Origin of the sequence: Streptomyces sp. NPDC059009, from assembly GCF_042740175.1 — a bacterium.
In the GTDB taxonomy this organism is placed as follows: Bacteria; Actinomycetota; Actinomycetes; order Streptomycetales; family Streptomycetaceae; genus Streptomyces.
Map to the genome: position 1 here is coordinate 1 of NZ_JBHYJB010000061.1, position 17,670 is coordinate 17,670.

19 protein-coding genes are annotated in these 17,670 nt (G+C 71.3%); 7 read left to right on the forward strand and 12 right to left on the reverse strand.

All coding sequences use genetic code 11. The features are described from left to right. Nucleotides 1–167 precede the first annotated feature (167 nt). The 3 genes from ACFWYM_RS40880 to ACFWYM_RS40890 form a co-directional block, all read right to left on the reverse strand. Entirely contained in the window at nt 168–395 is a 228-nt protein-coding gene (locus ACFWYM_RS40880; RefSeq protein WP_384849435.1) for a hypothetical protein, read from the reverse strand. A 100-nt stretch (nt 396–495) separates the two neighbouring features. Next, a complete protein-coding gene (locus ACFWYM_RS40885) occupies nt 496–1,350 on the reverse strand; it encodes a thioredoxin domain-containing protein (protein WP_384849437.1) in 855 nt (284 codons plus the stop codon). 86 nt (nt 1,351–1,436) lie between these two features. Next, nucleotides 1,437–2,075 (reverse strand): hypothetical protein, encoded by a 639-nt coding sequence (locus tag ACFWYM_RS40890; protein ID WP_384849440.1) that lies wholly within the window; start codon nt 2,073–2,075, stop codon nt 1,437–1,439. Between the two features lie 280 nt (nt 2,076–2,355). Here ACFWYM_RS40890 and ACFWYM_RS40895 point away from each other — a divergent pair, with 280 nt between their 5' ends. Further along, nucleotides 2,356–3,834: an MFS transporter gene (locus tag ACFWYM_RS40895; protein ID WP_384849443.1), complete on the forward strand. Its 1,479-nt coding sequence runs from the start codon at nt 2,356–2,358 to the stop codon at nt 3,832–3,834. 133 nt (nt 3,835–3,967) lie between these two features. Here ACFWYM_RS40895 and ACFWYM_RS40900 read toward each other — a convergent pair whose 3' ends face one another. Together ACFWYM_RS40900 and ACFWYM_RS40905 are read right to left on the reverse strand one after the other, a co-directional pair. Then, the gene (locus ACFWYM_RS40900) at nt 3,968–5,692 is read right to left on the reverse strand and encodes an acyl-CoA dehydrogenase family protein (RefSeq protein ID WP_384849446.1); all 1,725 of its coding nucleotides are present in this window, start codon (nt 5,690–5,692) and stop codon (nt 3,968–3,970) included. Nucleotides 5,693–5,742: 50 nt separating this feature from the next. Further along, complete coding sequence (locus tag ACFWYM_RS40905; protein WP_384849449.1) at nt 5,743–6,300, reverse strand: PadR family transcriptional regulator; 558 nt, start codon at nt 6,298–6,300, stop codon at nt 5,743–5,745. Between the two features lie 228 nt (nt 6,301–6,528). On the opposite strand from ACFWYM_RS40905, the gene ACFWYM_RS40910 reads away from it, so the two are divergent. Both ACFWYM_RS40910 and ACFWYM_RS40915 read left to right on the forward strand, forming a co-directional pair. Beyond that, nucleotides 6,529–6,999 (forward strand): hypothetical protein, encoded by a 471-nt coding sequence (locus ACFWYM_RS40910; protein ID WP_384849452.1) that lies wholly within the window; start codon nt 6,529–6,531, stop codon nt 6,997–6,999. Between the two features lie 144 nt (nt 7,000–7,143). After that, nucleotides 7,144–7,602 (forward strand): hypothetical protein, encoded by a 459-nt coding sequence (locus ACFWYM_RS40915; RefSeq protein WP_384849455.1) that lies wholly within the window; start codon nt 7,144–7,146, stop codon nt 7,600–7,602. Here ACFWYM_RS40915 and ACFWYM_RS40920 read toward each other — a convergent pair. After that, entirely contained in the window at nt 7,593–8,849 is a 1,257-nt protein-coding gene (locus ACFWYM_RS40920) for an SMI1/KNR4 family protein (protein WP_384849458.1), read from the reverse strand. The two genes, ACFWYM_RS40915 and ACFWYM_RS40920, sit on opposite strands and share 10 nt — an antisense overlap. A 251-nt stretch (nt 8,850–9,100) precedes the next feature. Between ACFWYM_RS40920 and ACFWYM_RS40925 the strand changes: the two genes are divergently transcribed. Next, nucleotides 9,101–10,702, forward strand: a complete 1,602-nt coding sequence (locus ACFWYM_RS40925) for a Na+/H+ antiporter (protein ID WP_384849461.1) — start codon at nt 9,101–9,103, stop codon at nt 10,700–10,702. Nucleotides 10,703–10,720: 18 nt separating this feature from the next. On the opposite strand, the gene ACFWYM_RS40930 is transcribed toward ACFWYM_RS40925, so the two are convergent. Further along, a complete protein-coding gene (locus ACFWYM_RS40930; RefSeq protein ID WP_384849558.1) occupies nt 10,721–11,080 on the reverse strand; it encodes a hypothetical protein in 360 nt (119 codons plus the stop codon). A 192-nt stretch (nt 11,081–11,272) separates the two neighbouring features. Here ACFWYM_RS40930 and ACFWYM_RS40935 point away from each other — a divergent pair, with 192 nt between their 5' ends. Both ACFWYM_RS40935 and ACFWYM_RS40940 read left to right on the forward strand, forming a co-directional pair. Then, nucleotides 11,273–12,118 carry an endonuclease/exonuclease/phosphatase family protein gene (locus ACFWYM_RS40935; RefSeq protein ID WP_384849464.1) on the forward strand — a complete coding sequence of 282 codons (846 nt, stop codon included), beginning with the start codon at nt 11,273–11,275 and terminating at the stop codon, nt 12,116–12,118. A gap of 84 nt (nt 12,119–12,202) precedes the next feature. Next, a complete protein-coding gene (locus ACFWYM_RS40940) occupies nt 12,203–12,637 on the forward strand; it encodes an OsmC family protein (RefSeq protein WP_384849467.1) in 435 nt (144 codons plus the stop codon). Between the two features lie 7 nt (nt 12,638–12,644). Here ACFWYM_RS40940 and ACFWYM_RS40945 read toward each other — a convergent pair whose 3' ends face one another. Then, a complete protein-coding gene (locus ACFWYM_RS40945) occupies nt 12,645–12,956 on the reverse strand; it encodes a YkvA family protein (protein ID WP_384849470.1) in 312 nt (103 codons plus the stop codon). A 121-nt stretch (nt 12,957–13,077) separates the two neighbouring features. Between ACFWYM_RS40945 and ACFWYM_RS40950 the strand changes: the two genes are divergently transcribed. Continuing rightward, nucleotides 13,078–13,224, forward strand: a complete 147-nt coding sequence (locus tag ACFWYM_RS40950; protein ID WP_384849473.1) for a hypothetical protein — start codon at nt 13,078–13,080, stop codon at nt 13,222–13,224. 240 nt (nt 13,225–13,464) lie between these two features. On the opposite strand, the gene ACFWYM_RS40955 is transcribed toward ACFWYM_RS40950, so the two are convergent. Genes ACFWYM_RS40955 through ACFWYM_RS40970 form a run of 4 tightly spaced genes read right to left on the reverse strand, consistent with a single transcriptional unit; the run spans nt 13,465 to nt 17,662 of the window. After that, a complete protein-coding gene (locus ACFWYM_RS40955) occupies nt 13,465–14,778 on the reverse strand; it encodes an alpha-glucosidase/alpha-galactosidase (RefSeq protein ID WP_384849476.1) in 1,314 nt (437 codons plus the stop codon). After that, a complete protein-coding gene (locus tag ACFWYM_RS40960) occupies nt 14,775–15,746 on the reverse strand; it encodes a carbohydrate kinase family protein (protein WP_384849479.1) in 972 nt (323 codons plus the stop codon). The genes ACFWYM_RS40955 and ACFWYM_RS40960 overlap by 4 nt, the downstream gene beginning before the upstream one ends. 54 nt (nt 15,747–15,800) lie before the next feature. Then, nucleotides 15,801–16,691, reverse strand: a complete 891-nt coding sequence (locus ACFWYM_RS40965; protein ID WP_384849482.1) for a carbohydrate ABC transporter permease — start codon at nt 16,689–16,691, stop codon at nt 15,801–15,803. Next, nucleotides 16,688–17,662: a carbohydrate ABC transporter permease gene (locus tag ACFWYM_RS40970; RefSeq protein ID WP_384849485.1), complete on the reverse strand. Its 975-nt coding sequence runs from the start codon at nt 17,660–17,662 to the stop codon at nt 16,688–16,690. The genes ACFWYM_RS40965 and ACFWYM_RS40970 overlap by 4 nt, the downstream gene beginning before the upstream one ends. Nucleotides 17,663–17,670: the final 8 nt, after the last annotated feature.

Here is a 17,670-nt window from a genome sequence, read left to right on the forward strand (position 1 = left end):
CTCGGTCGTGTGCGGGGTGGGGGTGGGCGGGTACGGGGGGGGGGGTGGGGGGGGGGGGGGGGGTCTCCGCCGCCCCCCCCCCCCCCCCACCCCCCACCACCACCTGTCCGTGCCCTCTGCCCCGGCTCAGCCCACCCAGGAGCCGGGGGCTGCGGGCCGGGGGGCCGCTAGAGCAGTCCGGCCTGTCGCTTGGCGAAGTTCGCCTCCGCCTCGGCGTTCAGCCGCTCCCGCGAGGCGACCGGGGTCGCGTTGATCGTGCGCAGTGCGTCGTGGCACACCTTGCCGATCACGTCGTCGGTCACGCCGTGCGCCTGCATCCCCGTCACCAGCGCGTCCCAGGTGATCGGGTCCAGTTCGCACGTCGGCTCCTCGGACGGGGCCGTCCCCTCGCTCATGACCTGCTCCTTCCGGGAGTTCGTGGCCGTCCTGAGCCATCCTTCACCGCCTCTGGGAGCTCTCGCCACCAGGCTCGGTGGAGGCGTGCCGCCGCTGCGGCTACTTCGCCCCGACGGCCCGGTCGACCTGCCGCGTGAAGTCCTGCGGGCTCACGACCCGGCCGTCCTCGCCGATGACACTGAGCTTCTTGTCATTGACCTTCACGGTGGGGGTGCCGCTGACGTCGCTCTTGTAGAAGGCGCCGGCGACCTTCGTGGCCCAGGGCAGGTACGTGCCTTCCTTGACGGCCTTGTTGAAGGCAGGGGTGCGCAATCCCGGGACCTTGGCGGCGAGTTCGAGCAGCGTGGCGGTGCTGCCGAAGGTGTCGTCGGTCTCTTCCTTGGGGTGGTTGGCGTACAGCACGTCGTGGAACGCCTTGAACTTTTCGGGGCTCTCGTTGAGCGCGGCACCCAGGGCCGCGAGCGACGTCTTGGAGCCCTTGCCGCCGAGGCTCTTGTCGAGGAACGCGGCCATGTGGAACTCGACCTTGGCCTTGCCGGAGTCCGCCATGTTCTTGAGCGTCGGGCCCAGCCGCTGCTCGAACTTGGCGCAGTACGGGCAGCGCATGTCCTCGTAGACCTTCACGGTGGCCTTGGCGTCGCGCTTGCCGTACGTGATGACGGTGCCGTCGGTCCCGGTGGCGCCCGCGGGGATCACCAGCGGCTTGTCCGACTCGTCGGCGGCGCTGGTGCCATTGGTGACGCCGATGCCGATCCCGGCCGCGAACGCCAGGACCGTGGCGGCGCAGCCTGCGATGACGAACCGCTTCCTGATCGTCGCGCGCCGGGCCGTGGCGGCTCGTTCGGCCTGGAGCCGTTCACGGGCCGTCCGCTTCTTCTCCAGGTTCCTGTCCAGGTTCCTGTCCGCGTTCCTGTCCGCGTTCCTGTCCGTGTTCCTGCTCTTCTTGGTGCTCATCTTCCCGATGTCCCGATTCCGTCGTGGTGGTGGCGTGGCATGACTGAGGCGACCGGCCCCTTCGCCCGCCTCCGGTCGGGAGGCGTTCAGAGAGCCGGGCACGTCCCGGGCGGGCCGCGCCGCACCACGTGGTGGCGGGGGGAGAAGGATCTGGGGCGGTCACGGTCCGCCGCGACGGGGCGTACGGGAGCGAGCCGCGGCCCGTCGTACGTGCCGCCGGCCGACAGGAGACGGAGCAGGGTGCGCAGGGTCCGCAGGCCGGGCGGGGCGAGGTCATGGGCGAGGCGCACGAGGGCCTGCTCGCCCCGGTGCAGCCACCAGGCCGCGAGGACGCCGATCAGCAGGTGCACGGTGAGGAGCAGGCACGGGCCGCCGAGGGGCTCGGGGCCGTGCACCGCCAACGCCCCGCCCAGGGACTCCCCGCCGCACGGCATGCCACCCTGACCGCCACCGGAGAGCGCGGTGGCACAACTCGCCTGGCCCGCCGTGAAGACCGCGCCCAGTCCGAGCTGCACGGGCACGAGCACCGCGGCGACCTGCCAGAAGGGGCGCGAGCGGCGAGCCAGGACAACCGCCGCCGCGAACACGCCGAGCACCGCGACGGCGAGCGTCGACGGGGGCAGCGGGGCGTGCGACATCCACACCTGGGACGTCGTGGACAGCGTCACGCACAAGGCGGTGAACGCCCCTGCGCGTACGACGGCGAACCACCCCGGACCGGACATGCCCTCAACGTAGGCGCTCGCACGGCCCGACGACCGCGCCGTCGCCCTGGTTTGCAGGGATTTCGGACCCTCGGCCCCCGCAGAAGGGGGCGAGGGTCCCTTGCCTTCGGGGCTTTCGCCACGGGCCCGGCGGGCCGGCGGGCTGGCACCTTCCTAGAGCGCCGTTGATCCAAAAGCGCTGTTGATCCGAGAGCGCTTTTGGATCCAAGAGCGCTGTTGAAGCCGGACCTGCCGCCGTGGGCCCGGCCGCAACCTCCGAACGAGAAAGTCAGAGCCAGCCGTGAGCGCCCCCGAAGCCCCTGTCGAACAGGAAGAGCAGCCGGCACCGTCACCCGAGGCCGTGGCACGGCACCGGGTGCTGTTCCGTGCGATCCACCGCAGGAAGCACCCCCGGCTTCGCCAGTCGGACATCACCGTCACCGAGGAAGCACAGGTCAGGCGCGCCGTGAAGGCGACCGCCCTGGGCAACGCGATGGAGTGGTACGACTTCGGCGTCTACGCCTACCTCGCGGTCATCATCGGCAAGGAGTTCTTCCCGTCGGGGAACCCCACCGCGCAGACGCTGTCCTCGCTGGCGACGTTCGCCGCCGCCTTCCTGGTCCGGCCGATCGGCGGCATGGTCTTCGGTCCGCTCGGCGACCGGGTGGGCCGCAAGAAGGTCCTCGCCCTCACCATGATCATGATGTCGAGTGCGACCCTCGCGATCGGCCTGGTCCCGAACTACCAGGCGATCGGCGTGTGGGCGCCGATCCTGCTGGTGCTGCTCCGCATGGTGCAGGGCTTCTCCACGGGCGGCGAGTACGGGGGCGCGGCGACGTTCATCGCCGAGTACGCGCCGGACAAGCGCCGCGGCTTCTGGGGCTCCTTCCTGGAGTTCGGCACCCTCATCGGCTACACGGTCGCGGCGGTCCTGGTGACCGCGCTCACCGCGCTGCTCAGCACCGACGCGATGCAGTCGTGGGGCTGGCGCGTCCCGTTCCTGGTGGCGGCGCCGCTCGGTCTGATCGGGCTGTACCTGCGGGTCAGGCTCGACGAGTCGCCCGCGTTCCAGAAGCTGGAGGAGGGCGGCGGCCCGGCCGAGGCCCGGGAGAAGAAGTCCTTCAAGGACGCCTTCGTCGGACAGTGGCGCGCGATGCTGCTGTGCATCGCGCTGGTCGCCGCGTTCAACATCACCGACTACATGCTGCTCTCCTACATGCCGACGTATCTGACGCAGCTCGGCTTCGGCGAGGCCGGCGGGCTGATGTCCATCGTCGTCGTGATGCTCATCCTGATGGCGCTCATCAACTCGGTGGGCCGTCTCTCCGACCGCGTCGGCCGCAAGCCGGTCCTGATGGCGGGCTCGGTCGGCTTCTTCGTCCTCGCGGTGCCCGCGTTCCTGCTGATCAAGCAGGGCGGCCAGGTGGCGGTCTTCACGGGCCTGTTGATCCTGGGCCTCGCCCTGGTCTGCTACCTGGGCGCGATGTCGGCGTCACTGCCCGCCCTGTTCCCCACCGACGTCCGCTACAGCTCGCTGTCCATCGGCTTCAACGTGTCGGTGTCGCTCTTCGGCGGTACGACGCCGCTGGTGGTCGCCGCGCTCATCGGGGCCACCGGCAACGACCTGATGCCCGCGTTCTACACGATGCTCGCCGGGCTGGTCGGCATCGTCGCGGTCGCGTTCATGAAGGAGACCGCGCGCCGGCCGCTGGAGGGCTCGGGGCCCTCGGTGGCCACAAGGGAAGAGGCACGCGAGCTGGTGGAATCGCAGCGCGGCTGAGGCAAGGGGCCCAGCGAGGACCCTTCGAGGACCCATCGAGAGACCGACGAGAGCCCGGACCGCCGGGCGCCTCCCCTGGGAACACAGGGGTGGCGCCCGGCGGTCGGTGCGTCACACGGTGGCTCTCCGACCCTTACGGCGCCATCTCGTACGTCCCCGCCAACGCCTCGACGCGCTCCCACACGCGGGCCGAGCGCGCCTCGTCGACGACCGGCCGGCGGACCGCGCCCAGCGCCCAGCCCTGCTGCTGTGCGGTGGCGGAGTCCTTGCCGTGCAGCTCGACGGCGTGCGCGGAGAAGTCGCGTACGAGGACGGCGAAGAGCTCGTCGATGACGTCCTCGTCCAGGTCCGTCAGGCGCGCCTGTTCCAGGATCAGCTGACCGTGCACGACCAGGGCGAACAGCTGGCCGACGGCGAGCAGGAGGTCCAGGTCGCGGCTCTGCGCCTCGTCGGGGGCGGCGGTGGTGACGAACTCGCACAGGGCGTCCGCCTGTTCGCGGAAGCGGGCGACGTTGGCCACCTCGGCGTAGGCGTCGAAGGCGGTGCGCCAGTCGTGGAAGCGGATGGCTCCGAGGCCGCGGGCGGGGCCCTGGCGGAAGAGGAAGTCGTCGTCGGCCGCGTCCAGGCGGGTCGGCACGGGCGGGTACGCGGCCGGGTTCAGCAGGTGGTTGCCCATGAACTTCAGGATGAGGGCCAGGTTGACGTGAACCGTGCCCTCCAGCTTGGGCAGGCCCCGGATCTCCACGGCCGCCTGCGCGAAGTAGTTGTCCTTCTCGAAGCCCTTGGCGGCGATGACGTCCCACATCAGGTCGATGACCTTCTCGCCCTCCGTGGTCACCTTCATCTTCGTCATGGGGTTGAAGAGGAGGTAGCGGCGGTCGTCGGGTCCGGCCGAGCGGAAGTAGTCGACGGCGCGGTCGCTGAACAGCTTCATGCCGACGAGCCGTACGTAGGCGTCGGTCAGCTCGCGGCGCACATGCGGGAAGGCGGTGACGGGACGCCCGTACAGGACGCGGTGGTGGGCGTGGGTCACGGCCTCGTACATCGCGTGCTCGCAGATGCCGATCGAGGCGGTGCACAGGTTGAACTTGCCGACGTTGACGGTGTTGAGCGCGGCGTCGAAGGCGGCGCGGCCCGTGTGCAGGACGTCCTCGGCGGCCACCGGGTAGTTCTCCAGGCGGAACTCGCTCACGTACTTCGAGGAGTCCACGACGTTCTTCACCAGGTGGTACGCCTCGTGGCGGCTGTCGGCGGCGAAGAAGACATAGCCGTCGGGGCCCTCGACGTCGGTGCGGCGGCCGAAGACGGAGACGAGCCCGGCGGCGTTGCCGTTGCCGATGTAGTACTTGGAGCCGGTGGCGCGGAAGCCGCCCTGACCGTCGGGCTCCAGGAGCATGTCGGTGGAGTAGATGTCGGCGCCGTGGGTCTTCTCCGACAGGCCGAAGGCGAACACCTCACCCTGGGCGAGGAGTTCGGCGGCGCGGGTGCGGGCGGCGGCGTTGTCGCTCTGCCAGACCGGGCCGAGGCCCAGGATGGTGACCTGCCACGCGTACCAGTAGTCGAGCCCGTAGAAGCCGAAGATCTCGTTGAGGGCGGCGATCCGCGCGGTGTCCCAGCGCTTGTCGTCCTCGCCCGGCCCGGCAGCGGCGGCCGGGGTGAGGAAGGTCGCGAACAGCCCTTCCTTCGCCGAGAACTCGAGGAAGTCGGCGAGCCAGGCCCGCGTGCGGTAGTCCTCGATCAGCTTGCGCTTGCCGCGCGCCTCGAACCAGTCGACGGTCGCGCGCAGCAGCCTGCGCGTCTCCGGGTCGAAGTGCGCCGGGTCGTAGGTGTGCGGGTGGAACAGCAGGGGGTCGGTCACGGATGTTCGCCTTTCGGGGCTGGGAGGGCTGGGGCTGGGGGTTTGAGGGGTCAGCGCTCGGGAGCGAGGCGGTGCAGCATGGCGAGCACGTCGTCGAGCCAGTCGATCGTCATGCGTTCGTACGCGATGCCGCCGCGCAGCACGACGTGCTGGAGCTCCTGGCCGGCGTCGGGGGTGCGGGACGCGTCCGGGCCGGTGAAGTCGCGGTGCTCGCCCGCGAGATAGTGGGCGAGCCGGTCGGCGTGCGCCTGGCGGTGCCGCTCCACTTCACGGATGAGCGCGGCCGGGTCGTCGAAGGCCGCGCCCCGGATCTTGACGGCGAGCTCGTGCCGGACCCTCTCGGGTTCGATGGGCTCGTGCAGCCATGCGGCGAGCGCGGCGCGGCCGGGGTCCGCGACGGAGTACTCCTTCTTGTCCGGCCGGTCCTGCTGCACCACGGCGCGGGCGTCCACCCACCCGTCGCCCTCCATGCGCTTGAGGACGCGGTAGATCTGCTGGTGCGTGGCGGCCCAGAAGTACCCGATGGACCGGTCGAAGCGCCGGGCCAGCTCGTAACCGGAGCCCGGCTGCTCCAGGAGGGAGACGAGGATCGCGTGCTCGAGCGCCATGCCCGAATCCTTCTATGCAACGAGTTGCATAAACAAGGGGCGCCGCCCCGGTGAGACACGGCTCACCTGCGGAGCACGACCGTGACATCGACCGGGCCGGGGAAGCCCTCCCCGAGTCAGGACTTTCGGCACCGGGTGAGAGACCAATGCCAGCGAGCCATACACATCTCTTACACCAGGCTGGCCAGGGCCGAACTCGCCCCCTCCGCACCCCCATTGGACTCTTGCATGCACTCCCCCACCCCGATGCAGCCGCACTCCGGAATGCCCCCGTTCCCCGCGCCCGGGATGCCGATGCCCGGCACCGTCAAGACGGCCCGCGTGCTCCTCTTCACCATCGGCGGGCTCAACGCCATCACCGGGCTCTTCCTCCTCGTCGCCGGAGCCGCAGCCCCGGCGCACACCCATGGCGACGAGGACGGGAGCGCGTTGTCCCCCTGGATCCTGCTCGCCATCGGCGCGCTCTCCGTCGCCCTCGCCGCTGCCGCTGTCGTACTGGCCGCCCGTTTCCGCAGCGGAGGCGACGGCGTCCGTGCGGGCGCCATCGCCATCGGCGCACTCGTCGCCGCCAACGCCCTCATCAACCTCGTCTCGGGCAGTGGCGGCATGGCCGGACCCGGCATCGCCCTCGGCAGCATCGTCGTCGCCAACTGCCTGCGCAGGGACGCCGCCGCGTACTTCAACCGGCCTCGCGGCTGACCCTTTCTCGCCGATAAATCAGCACTCCACACGATGTTTCACGTAAAACGAAGGGCACCCTCATGCCCCGCATCACCACGACCCGACGGCGGGTCGCTACGATCCCCCGACAGCGTCGCGAAGATCACGGGGAGCAGCACCACCATGCCGGAAGTCATATCCGTCCAACAGCAGTCCGCCCTGAGCCAGTTGGCGCCCGGAGAGCAGCTCCTCTCCTACGGCATCGTCGTCCCGGTCAAGAGCGCCCAAGGTGTCAAACTCAAGCACGGCAAGCTCGGCGGGCAGCTCGGTGACCATCTGATGCACCGGTACGGCGCCCAGTCCGGCGACGCCCGGAGCATCGCGGCCGCCATGCCGCCCACCTCCGGCGCACTGCTGCTGCGCGTGACGGACCAGCGGGTCGGCCTCGTCAAGCACCTGGACGGCACCCCGGTCTGGGAGGTCCCCCGCTCCTGGGTGGCGCACGTGGAGCGCCGTCCGCGGCTGCAGCTCATGGCCCGCTTCCGGGTCCACTACGCGGACGGCTCCTGGCTCGCCTTCCTCACCGCGCGCCGCCGCACGATCGAGGCGTTCGCGACCGCCCTGACGCCTGCTCACCAGTAGGCGCGCTCGTCCCACGCCTCGAACACCGCGCACTCCACCGGGTCGTCGTCCTCGTCCAGGCCGGGCAGGCCCTCGGTGTCGAGGGTGCCGCGCTGCCAGGCGAGCAGCGTGTCGACGAGGCTCTGCTCCAGGGGCGGGCCCTGGTCGGCGTGGCGGGGCCACACGATCAGGGGCCAGTCGTCGGGGGTGTCGCCCCGCGTGAGCCAGCCGATCTCGTCGCCGTCGATGGAGTTGGCGAAGGGCAGGAAGCCGCCGGGCTCGGGCCACACCGCGAGCGGAAACGACTCCGGGAAGCCGGACTTGAGCTGCCTGTACGCGTCCCGGGTCGTCGCGACGTGGTCGACGTAGCGCTTGCCGTCCACCGTGCGCAGCGGGGTGAGGAAGCGCAGCCAGTGGCTCCAGCAGCCCGCGCCGTAGCGCTCCATGAGCGTGACGTACTCGCGCGGCAGGCACGTGCCCAGCTCCTCGTGGAGCTCCTGCCAACTGCCGCCGCCCAGGTAGGGGGTGGCGGGTGGTGCGGTCAGGAGGGTCAGCGCGTCCAGGCCGGTGCCGGTGTCCAGGGCGGTGCGGCGCTGCGCCTCGTTCAGCCGGGGCTCGGTGGGGGCGGGCGGGGTCCAGCGCGCGGCGGTCGGCAAGAACGCGGTGCGGGCCGCGCTCCCGGGCAGCGGGCCGAGCAACGGGCCCGGCGGGGAAGGGAGTTCCCAGCCGTCGCGCACGGTGTGGCGCAGATAGCCGGTGAGGGTGAGTTCGTAGGGGTGCCAGGGTTCGAGGCCGCTGCCCGGGATGGCGCCCTGGTGGCGCACCACCACCGTCCACGCGTTCGGGTCGGCGGACGCGGAGGTGTCCCAGTACAGCGTGTCTCCGCCGCGGCTGGTGCCCCAGGCGAGCAGCCCGCCCGGCTCGGGGTGGACGACGGGCCGCTCGGCGTCCGGGAGCTGGCGCGCGGCGATACGGGTTTCGCGGTGCGTCTCGCGCAGCCATTCCCCGTAGTCGAAGCGGCTCTCTTCGGCGCACGGCACGTGGATCCACAGGTACTCGCCGAAGTCCAGCGGCCCGTGCGTGTCCGCCAGGCGCTTGTAGTCATCGGGCAGGGCGAGCCCGAGCCACCGCTCGACCGCCGCCCAGTCGACGGCGACCGGGGCGGGCGGGCGCTCCGGGTGCGCGGTGGTGAAGGCGGCGATGTCGACTGGGCCTACGGGGTCGGCGGCGTCGACGGGGTCGACGGGGTCGACGGGGTCGGCAGTCACGAGCTCGGTCCTCCGGGGCCCTTACGAAATACGAGATGCGTGGGACGGGTTGCGGGTTGCGGGTTGCGGGTTGCACCGTACGTGACCTGCCGGCTCCTGCCTTGCGCGGGGCCACGGCACGGGTTGCGGACCAGGGTGCGGGGTCCTCACCCTGCGGGACGGCGCGGCGGATCCCGTCGCGCACGCGGGGCACGTGATGGGATCCGGAATCAGCGGGCCGGTCGCCCGCTGTCGTCGGCCGGGAGGTGCGCGTGCTGGGGCTGGTGCTGGTCGTTCTGCTGGGAACCGCCGTCCTGCTCGGCTCGGTGTGGGCGGAACGGCTGCGCGTCGCACCGCCCGCGGTGCTGCTGGTGCTGGGCGTGCTGGTCGGGCTGGTTCCGGCGCTGCGCGACGTGCAGTTGCCGTCCGAGGTGGTGCTGCTGCTGTTCCTGCCGGTGCTGCTGTTCTGGGAGAGCTTGTCCACCTCGCTGCGCGAGATCCGCCGCCACCTCACGGACGTCACGCTCGCCGCGACCTTGCTGGTGCTCGCCTCGGCCGCCGCGGTGGCCTGCGTCGCCCACGCGCTCGGCCTGGAGTGGGGGCCCGCCTGGGCGCTGGGTGCGGCCGTGGCGCCGACGGACGCGACGGCGGTGAACGTCGTCGCCCCGCTCCTGCCGCGCCGCGACATCACGCTGCTGCGCGCGGAGAGCCTGCTCAACGATGGGACGGCACTGGTCGTCTACGGCATCGCCGTCGGCGTCACGGTCGGCACGGAACACGTGACGGCACCGCATGTCCTCTGGCTGTTCGCCCTCGGTTACGGGGGTGGCGCGCTCATCGGCCTCGGTGCCGGCGTCCTGGTCCACCGGCTGCACGGCCGCAGACCGGACACCACGGCGCTGCACGAGCAGGCGCTGCTGCTCCTGGCCCCGTTCGGCGCCTATCTGGTCGCCGAGTACCTGGACGCGTCCGGCGTGGTGGCCGTCGTGGTGTGCGGGCTGATCCTCAGTCAGCGGTGGCCGCGCACCATGCGCGCCGAAGTGCGGGTGCAGGCACAGAACTTCTGGGCGGTGGCCACCTTCCTGCTCAACGGGGCCCTGTTCGTCCTGATCGGGGTGGAACTCGACTACACCGTCCGCACCCTGGGCGGCGGAGAGCTCCGACGTGCGCTGTGGACCGCGCTCGCGGTGGCCGGAACGCTCATCGCGGTGCGCTTCGCGTACTACTTCGCCGTCGCCGGTTTCTTCCGCCTGCTCCGCCGGGGCACGGCGCGCGCCTCCGCCACCACGTACTCGAAGCGGCGCCTTACGGTGAGCGCCCTGTCGGGGTTCCGCGGCGCCATCTCGCTGGCCGCCGCGCTCGGCGTCCCCGCCGTCCTCTCCGACGGCTCCCCCTTCCCCGACCGCCGGCTCATCGTCTTCGTGACGGCCGTGGTGATCGTGGTGACGATGGCCCAGGCGCTGCTCCTGCCGTACGTGGTGCGCTGGGCCCGCATCCCCGCGGACACCGCCGTGGCCCAGGAGGAGTGGCTCGCGGAGTCCGTGTCCTACGGCGACGCGCTCGCCGCCCTGCCGGGGCTGGCCGAGCGTCTGCGGACGGCTCCTCAGGTGACCGAGGCCGTACGCCACTACCTCCAGCTGCAAGCGGACGCGGTCACCCAGCGCTGCCGGACCCCACCCGCTCCACCGGCCGTCCACCCCCAGCAGCTGGCGGACGACGACACGGCCCTGCGCCTGGCGCTGCTGGCCGAACGCCGGGCGGCGGTCGTGCGTCTGCGCGACGCGGGCGACATCGACGACACCGTTCTGCGCCGCCTGCAACGGCGGCTGGACGCGGAGGAACTCCACCTGTCCCAGGACGAGATGGAGAAGTGAGCAGGGGCCGCCCCCCTCTCAGCGGAACTCGTGCACCACCTGGATCCGGCCGACGATGTGGGCGTTGAACTCGTCCAGTTCCTCGGCCGGCACCCACAGTTCGAGAATCGTCCGTCCGCCCGCCTGTTGGACCGGGTATCTGCGCAGGAACTCCGACTCGACCTCGAAGCAGGTGACGAACCCCGCGCCGTCGTGCTTGACGTTCCAGTCTCGCGCGATCTTGACGGCGTAGTCCTCGTTCAGGACCGGGTAGAAGATCGGCTGCTCGGGGAGCCGGGGCGGCCAGGCGCGCCAGTCCGACTCCCGTACCAGGTCCAGCTCTTCGGGGCCGGTGGGGCGCCACAGGGTCGTCGTCGCTCGTTGGCTGGTCACGGGTATCGCGTATCGCTCTCTGGTCTTCGGCTGCCGTCCGCGTCCCCGTGCTGCCGCACCGGCAGGTCGCCTGGTCACAGCCGTATCTGGCAGAGTGCGGCGCGATCCGCCACACCACACGGTCCCCTGACGACCCGTCCCATACCCTCGTGCACGAAGACGCGAGGTGATGCTACGTGCATCCGCTGTGAGGAGGCGATGGTGGTCGGACGGGGCACACGGTTGTTCGCGGGCGCGCTGGCCGCGCTCTGCTTGGTGCTCATCGGCCCCAGCGCTCCCAGCGGTGCCCTCGTCGCCCAGCAGCTGCCGCCCGGCGCCGAGAAGGCCGTCGTGCCGAACCGGGTGATGACGTGGAACATCTGCAATCCCTGCGGCAGCGACAACAACGCGGGCCGGGCTGCGGAGATCGCCACGTACGCGCCGCAGGTCATCGGCCTGCAAGAGGCGTGCGTGCGTGACGTGGAGAGGATCCGCGCCTACCTGAAGCGCTTCTATGGCCTGACCTACCACGTCGCATACGGGTCGGTGCTGCGCAAGGGGAGCCGCTGCGGCGGCTGGTTCTGGAACCCGGGGGCCTACGGTCAGGCGATCCTCTCGGCGGCGCCGATGACGGACCGTGTGAGCGTGGAGTATCCCGACGGCGGTTCCGAGGACCGCGGGTACATGGCCGTCACCACCGAGGTGGACGGCCGGTCCGTGCGGGTCTTCAACACCCACCTCGCCCAGCGGCGCCAGGAAGAGGTCCGGGCGCGCCAGGTCGGTGTGTTCGCCAAGGAAGTCGCCCGGCACGATCGCACCATCGTGCTCGGCGACTTCAACGCCGTGCCGGACTCCCCGGAGCTCACCAGGATGTGGGCGCTCGCCACGGACACGGACGCCCGGTGCCGTCCCCCGTCCTCCGGCGCCTGCGAGCCGACCACGGACTGGCAGCTCAAGTTCGACTACGTCTTCCTGCGCGGCGCAGTCACCTCGCTCTCGCACCAGGTGCATCCCAGCCCGTACTCGGACCATCACATGCTGCGCGCCGACCTGGACCTGACGTAGCCGCCTGCACGCGTGCCGACCTGGTCGTAGGCGGTTTCGATGTCGCACGGGCGCTTTCGGGACGGCCGCTCTAGTGTCGGGGGCATGACTGACAACTCCCTGCGCTCCGTCACCGTCGAGCGCACCGGCCCCGGCCAGTTCACCGCCACCAATGCCCGCGGCGGCACGGTGACCTTCAGCACCGGCTCCGACGACGGCTTCACCCCGGTCGAGCTCTTCCTCGCCGCGATCGGCGGCTGCTCCGCGGCCGACGTCGACGTCGCCACGACCCGCCATGCCGAGGCCACCGAATTCTCCGTGACCGTGACCGGCCACAAGATCGAGGACGAGCAGGGCAACCGCATGACGGACCTGGACGTCACCTTCTCCGTGGCGTTCCCGGACGGGGAGTCCGGCGACCGCGCCCGGACCATCCTGCCCCGGGCGGTCAAGACCTCTCACGACCGGCTCTGCACGGTCAGCCGCACGGTCGAGGCGGGCACACCGGTCACCACCACGGTCGCGACGCCCGACCAGTGACGAGGACTCAGCAGGCGCCCGTGCGCCGCCCGGCGGGCAGACCCGAGCGTTCGGCCGCCGTGTGCAGCGCGCGCAGCGCCAGCAGCAGAACGCCGATGTCGTCCAGGTAGACGGGGTCCGGCAGCAGGTCCACCGGGGAGATCACATAGATCAGCGCGCCCCAGAAGGCGAGCTTGTTCTCCACCGGGACACCCGCCTCACGCAGGACCCGCCGGGCACGCAGGAGCCGCAGGAGCAGGACGAGTGCGACACCCGCCGCCGCCACGAGCAGCACCCCCGCGATCACGAGCAGCACGACGGGTCCGTCGAGATCACCCATGGGTCACCTCCGGCTGTCCGGCCCGGACGCCCCATGGCGCTGGGCCCTCTTCGTCCCGAGTACCCCTACGGTCCACCACTAAGGCAGGGCGCGGTCAGGTGAGGACCACCGATCGGGTCAGATGCGCGGGCCGATCGGGGTCGCGGCCCGCGTCCTCGGCCAGGCGCACCGCGAGGCGCTGGGCGAGGACCGGCTCGGCGAGCGGGTGCAGGCGGGGTGGGCGCGGTCGATGTCCTTTCCCACGTGGGCCAGCAGCAGCACGAGTTAGGTCGTGGGGTAGTGGGTCTGGGCGGCCGATTGTTCGTCGGCCCAGTGCCGCAGCCGATGACGGCGACCCGCTCCCCCTTGGCGGGCAACGCCGCGCTGTGGGCGGGCAGTTCGCGTACGGCTCGCTCCCAGCACTGCGGCTGTGTGGTGATCTCGTGGCTCGTCCGCGACAGGGCTGGTGGCGTCGACGGTGTGGCGGGCTTCGGCATGGTGGGGGGCATCCTTTCCGTGAGGGACGGTGTCAGCTGCCCAGCAGGGCGCGCAGGCCCGGTTGCAGACGGTCGCCGTGGGCGCGGACCATGTCGTCGCACAGGTCCCAGATCCGCTCGACGGGCAGGGTGGCGGCGGTGGCCGGGTCGGTCATGGCGGCGTGCCGGATGTGGCGCGGCTCGTCCTCGAGGGCGGCGCGGACGACGAGGTCGGCGGTGCTGAGGTAGGTGCGGTTGAGCGCGGCGAGTTGGGGTGGGAGCGCGCCGATGCGGGTGGGCTGGATGCCGGCGGCGTCGACCAGGCACGGGACTTCGACCACGCCGTGTGCGGGCAGGTTGTCGATCAGGCCATGGTTGGGGACGTTGCCGTAGACGGTGCGCGAGGTGCCGGTGGTGATGCTGTGGATGATCTGGGGGGCGTATTCCATCGTGCCCTCGACGGTGAGGGGCTTGCCCGCCGCCAGGGCCTCTCGTGTGCGGTCGTACTCGGCGGTGTTCTCCTCGACGATCCCCAGGTAGGCGCCGATCGGCAGGCGCAGTCGTTCGATCTCGCTGTCGTGGTGCAGATACCAGGGCACGTATTCGCTGGAGTGCTCGCTGGTCTCGGTCGGGTAGTGGCCGAGGCGCCGGTACATGTCCATGCGTACGCGGCGCCTCAACTGGTCGTCGGACGCGATCAGTTCGTCGAGGGCGGGGTAGAGGTCGCGGCCCTCGTGCTCGAAGCGCAGCACCCATGCCTGGTGGTTGACCCCGGCGGCACGGTAGGTGATCTCCTCGTACGGGACGTCGACCAGGTGGGCCAGGTCCTGCATCGTCCAGTACACCGAGTGGCACAGGCCCACGACCCGGGTCAGGCCGGTGGCGGCGGTGACGTACTGGACGTTCATGGCCATGGGGTTGGTGTAGTTGAGCAGCCAGGCGTCCGGGCAGAGCTCGGACATGTCCTCGCCGAGGGCCTTGAGGAACGGGAAGGTGCGCAGGGCGCGGAAGATGCCGCCGATGCCGAGTGTGTCGCCGATCGTCTGGCGCAGCCCGTGGCGGGCGGGGACGTCGAAGTCGGTGCGGGTGGCCTCGCCCATGCCGATCTGCACGATGTCGATGACGAAGTCGGCGGCCGCCAGGGCCTCGCGGCGCTCGGGGTGTGCGGTGATCGTGGCGTGCTTCGCCCTACGCTGCTCCGCGATGTACGTGGCCGCCGCGTGGGCGGTGCTCAGGCGTCCGGGATCGATGTCGTGCAGGGCGATGTGGGCGCCGGTCAGCTCGGGCAGGGCGAACAGGTCGGCCAGCAGGCCCTGGGTGAAGACCACGCTGCCGGCACCGATGAAGGCGATCTTGGGGTGGTTCATGAGACGTGTGCTCCGGTGTGGGTGAGGTGGGCGAGGACTTCGTCCCGGGTGGGCTGGGCCGGGGTGCCGCCGTGGGCCCGGGTGGACAGGGCGCCGCAGACGACGGCGAACTGCAGTGCCTCGTACGGCGATTGACCGTCCAGGGTGGCGGCGACGAAACCGGCGTCGAAGCTGTCGCCCGCGCCGACCGTGTCCTTGGGTGTCGTCCTGGGCGGGCCGGGGGCGGTCAGCAGGTGGCGGCCGTCGTGGAGCAGGGCGCCGTCCGCGCCGTTCTTGACGACCGTCAACGGGCCGCGCGCGGCGAGCAGTTCGGCCGCCTCCGCCGCCGGGTGCGCCGGGTGCGCCGGGTGCGCCGTCGAGCCCGCCAGGTGGCGGGCCTCTGTGGCGTTGGGCAGCAGGATGTCGGTCTGCGCGAGGACGGCGTCGAGTCCGCTCCATGCGCCGGAGGGGTCGTCCTGGGCGTCCAGGGACGTGGTCGCGCCGTGCGAGCGCGCGCTCTTGAAGAGGGCCGGCAGGTCCATGGCCAGGCGGGGTTGGAGGAAGTACGAGGCGCTGTGCACGTGGCGGGATGCGGCGAGCAGGTCGTCGGGGACGTCGGCGCCGCTGGTCGTGGTGAGGGTGCCGGGCGAGGTGAGGACGGCGCGGTCGTCGTCCTGCGTGAGGACGGCGGTCAGCGGGGTCGGCAGCGTCGGGTCCAGGTGCAGGGCGCGGGTGTCCACGCCGCGCGCGGCCAGGGTGTCGCGGACGTGGTGTCCGGCGTCGTCGTCCCCGACGCGGCCCGCGAAGGCGACCTTCAGGCCGAGGCGTGCGGCCCCGCAGGCCATGATCGCGGCGGAGCCGCCGAGGGTCAGGGAGCCGGTGCCGACGAGCTGTTCGCGCTGGCCGAAGGCGAGGGGTTCGGTCAGGGGGCCGAGGATCACGTCGAGGTTGGCGTCGCCGATGACGAGCAGGTCGTACCGGTGCGGCATGGCGGGTCCTTCGCAGTCGTACGGGAAGCGGGGGCGGGTGGTGCGCGGGCGTGCTCAGCCCTTGAGGCCGCTGGAGGTGAGGGACCGGATGAAGGTCTTCTGCGCGGCCAGGAAGGCGAGCAGCACCGGAAGGACCGTGATGACGTTGCCCGCCATGACCGCGGACCAGCGGGTGTGGTGCGTGCCCTGGAAGGTGGTGAGGCCCAGCTGCAGCGTGTACTGGGTGTCGTGGTTGATCGCGATGAGCGGCCAGGACAGGTCGTTCCACGTGGTGAGGAAGGTCAGCACGGCCACCGTGGCGAGGGCGGGCCGGGCGAGCGGCAGCACGATCGACCGGAGCACCCGCAGTCGGGAGCAGCCGTCGATCCAGGCTGCCTCCTCCAGTTCCCGTGGCAGGGAGAGGAAGAACTGGCGCAGCAGGAACACCGCGAACGGCGTGACGAGCGAGGGCACGACGAGCGCGCCGAGCGTGTCGATGAGACCGAGCTTCTTCATCACCAGGAAGGTCGGGATCATCGTCAGCTGGAACGGCACCGCCATGGTGGCCAGCATGAGCGCCAGCAGCGCCCGCGAGCCGCGGAAGCGCATCCGGGCGAAGGCGTAGCCGCCCAGCGCGCCGAAGACGAGGTTGGAGGCGACCGCGACGGTCGAGACGATCACCGAGTTGAGCAGCCAGCGCGGGAACATGCCGTTGCCGAGCACATAGCGGTAGCCGCCGAGGTCGATGCCGGAGGGCACCAGTGCGGGCGGGAACCGGTTGAACTGGGCGTCGCTCATCACGGAGCTGACGAGCAGCCACAGCAGCGGCAGCGCGAAGAGGACGGCGAGCGGTGCGAGCAGCAGATGCCAGGCGCTGAAGGGCAGTCGGCGGGTGCGGCGCCGGGCTTCGGTGCGCTCGGCGACCGGGCGGCCGGTGGCCTTGGGCAGGGGGGTCGTCGTGGTCATGAGGCGGCTGCCTCCGTTGCTTCCGTACGGGGGCGGCGCTCGCGCTCGCGACCGCGGCCGCGGACGGCGCGCAGGAGCACGGCCGGTACGAGCAGCGCCAGGGCGAGGGCGTACGCGGCGGCGGCCCCGTATCCGGCGGTGAAGTTCTTGAACGCCTGCTCCCAGATGAAGTAGACGATGACGGTGGTGGAGCCGAGTGGCCCGCCCTTGGTGGTCACGTACACCAGGTCGAAGACCTGCAGCGCCTGGATGGTCTGCCACAGCAGCAGGAACACGCTGACCGGTGCGAGCGCGGGCAGCGTCACATGGCGCAGCACGTGCCGGTGCTCCGCTCCGTCGAGGCGCGCCGCCTCGACGAGTTCTTGCGGTACGTCCTGGAGGGCGGCCAGGTAGACGACGGTGCACAGTCCCGTGCCGCTCCACAGGGAGATGGCGACGAGCACGTACAGCGCCTGTGACGGGTCGGTCAGGAATCCTTGCGCGGAGACGCCGAGGTGGTGCAGTACGGAGTTGGCGGCGCCGAACTCGGGGTCGAGGACGAAGGAGAACAGCACGCCCTGGGCGGTGGCCGAGACGACGAACGGGACGAAGAAGAGGGTGCGGTACAGACCGACGAAGCGGATGCGCCGGTTCAGGGCCAGGGCGAGGGCCAGCCCTGCGGCGATGCTCAGGGGGACGTACAGGAGCGTGTAGAGCAGGGTGTTGCTGACGGCCTCGTGGAAGTGCGGGTCCTGGGCCAGGGCGCGGTAGTTGTCCAGGCCCACCCAGCGGCTGGGGGTGACGAGATCGCTGGCGCGGAAGGACAGCAGCAGCGACCACAGGACCGGGACGACGCTCAGGCCGATGATGACCAGGACGGCCGGGGAGACGAACGCCCAGGCCGTGGCCGTCTCGCGGCGGCGGCGCCGGCGCAGGGTGCGGGGTGCGGACCGGTCGGGCGGCACCGTCAGCGGTGCGGGGAGTCGGGGCATGTCGGGTC

Coding starts and splice junctions, on each gene's coding strand:
- ACFWYM_RS40970 (WP_384849485.1), bottom strand. CDS start 17,662: ATGCCCCGACTCCCCGCACCGCTGACGGTGCCGCCCGACCGGTCCGCA.
- ACFWYM_RS40950 (WP_384849473.1), top strand. CDS start 13,078: ATGCGCGGGCCGATCGGGGTCGCGGCCCGCGTCCTCGGCCAGGCGCAC.
- ACFWYM_RS40905 (WP_384849449.1), bottom strand. CDS start 6,300: ATGGCGCTCGAGCACGCGATCCTCGTCTCCCTCCTGGAGCAGCCGGGC.
- ACFWYM_RS40910 (WP_384849452.1), top strand. CDS start 6,529: ATGCACTCCCCCACCCCGATGCAGCCGCACTCCGGAATGCCCCCGTTC.
- ACFWYM_RS40965 (WP_384849482.1), bottom strand. CDS start 16,691: ATGACCACGACGACCCCCCTGCCCAAGGCCACCGGCCGCCCGGTCGCC.
- ACFWYM_RS40960 (WP_384849479.1), bottom strand. CDS start 15,746: ATGCCGCACCGGTACGACCTGCTCGTCATCGGCGACGCCAACCTCGAC.
- ACFWYM_RS40890 (WP_384849440.1), bottom strand. CDS start 2,075: ATGTCCGGTCCGGGGTGGTTCGCCGTCGTACGCGCAGGGGCGTTCACC.
- ACFWYM_RS40955 (WP_384849476.1), bottom strand. CDS start 14,778: ATGAACCACCCCAAGATCGCCTTCATCGGTGCCGGCAGCGTGGTCTTC.
- ACFWYM_RS40885 (WP_384849437.1), bottom strand. CDS start 1,350: ATGAGCACCAAGAAGAGCAGGAACACGGACAGGAACGCGGACAGGAAC.
- ACFWYM_RS40915 (WP_384849455.1), top strand. CDS start 7,144: ATGCCGGAAGTCATATCCGTCCAACAGCAGTCCGCCCTGAGCCAGTTG.
- ACFWYM_RS40945 (WP_384849470.1), bottom strand. CDS start 12,956: ATGGGTGATCTCGACGGACCCGTCGTGCTGCTCGTGATCGCGGGGGTG.
- ACFWYM_RS40880 (WP_384849435.1), bottom strand. CDS start 395: ATGAGCGAGGGGACGGCCCCGTCCGAGGAGCCGACGTGCGAACTGGAC.
- ACFWYM_RS40940 (WP_384849467.1), top strand. CDS start 12,203: ATGACTGACAACTCCCTGCGCTCCGTCACCGTCGAGCGCACCGGCCCC.
- ACFWYM_RS40935 (WP_384849464.1), top strand. CDS start 11,273: ATGGTGGTCGGACGGGGCACACGGTTGTTCGCGGGCGCGCTGGCCGCG.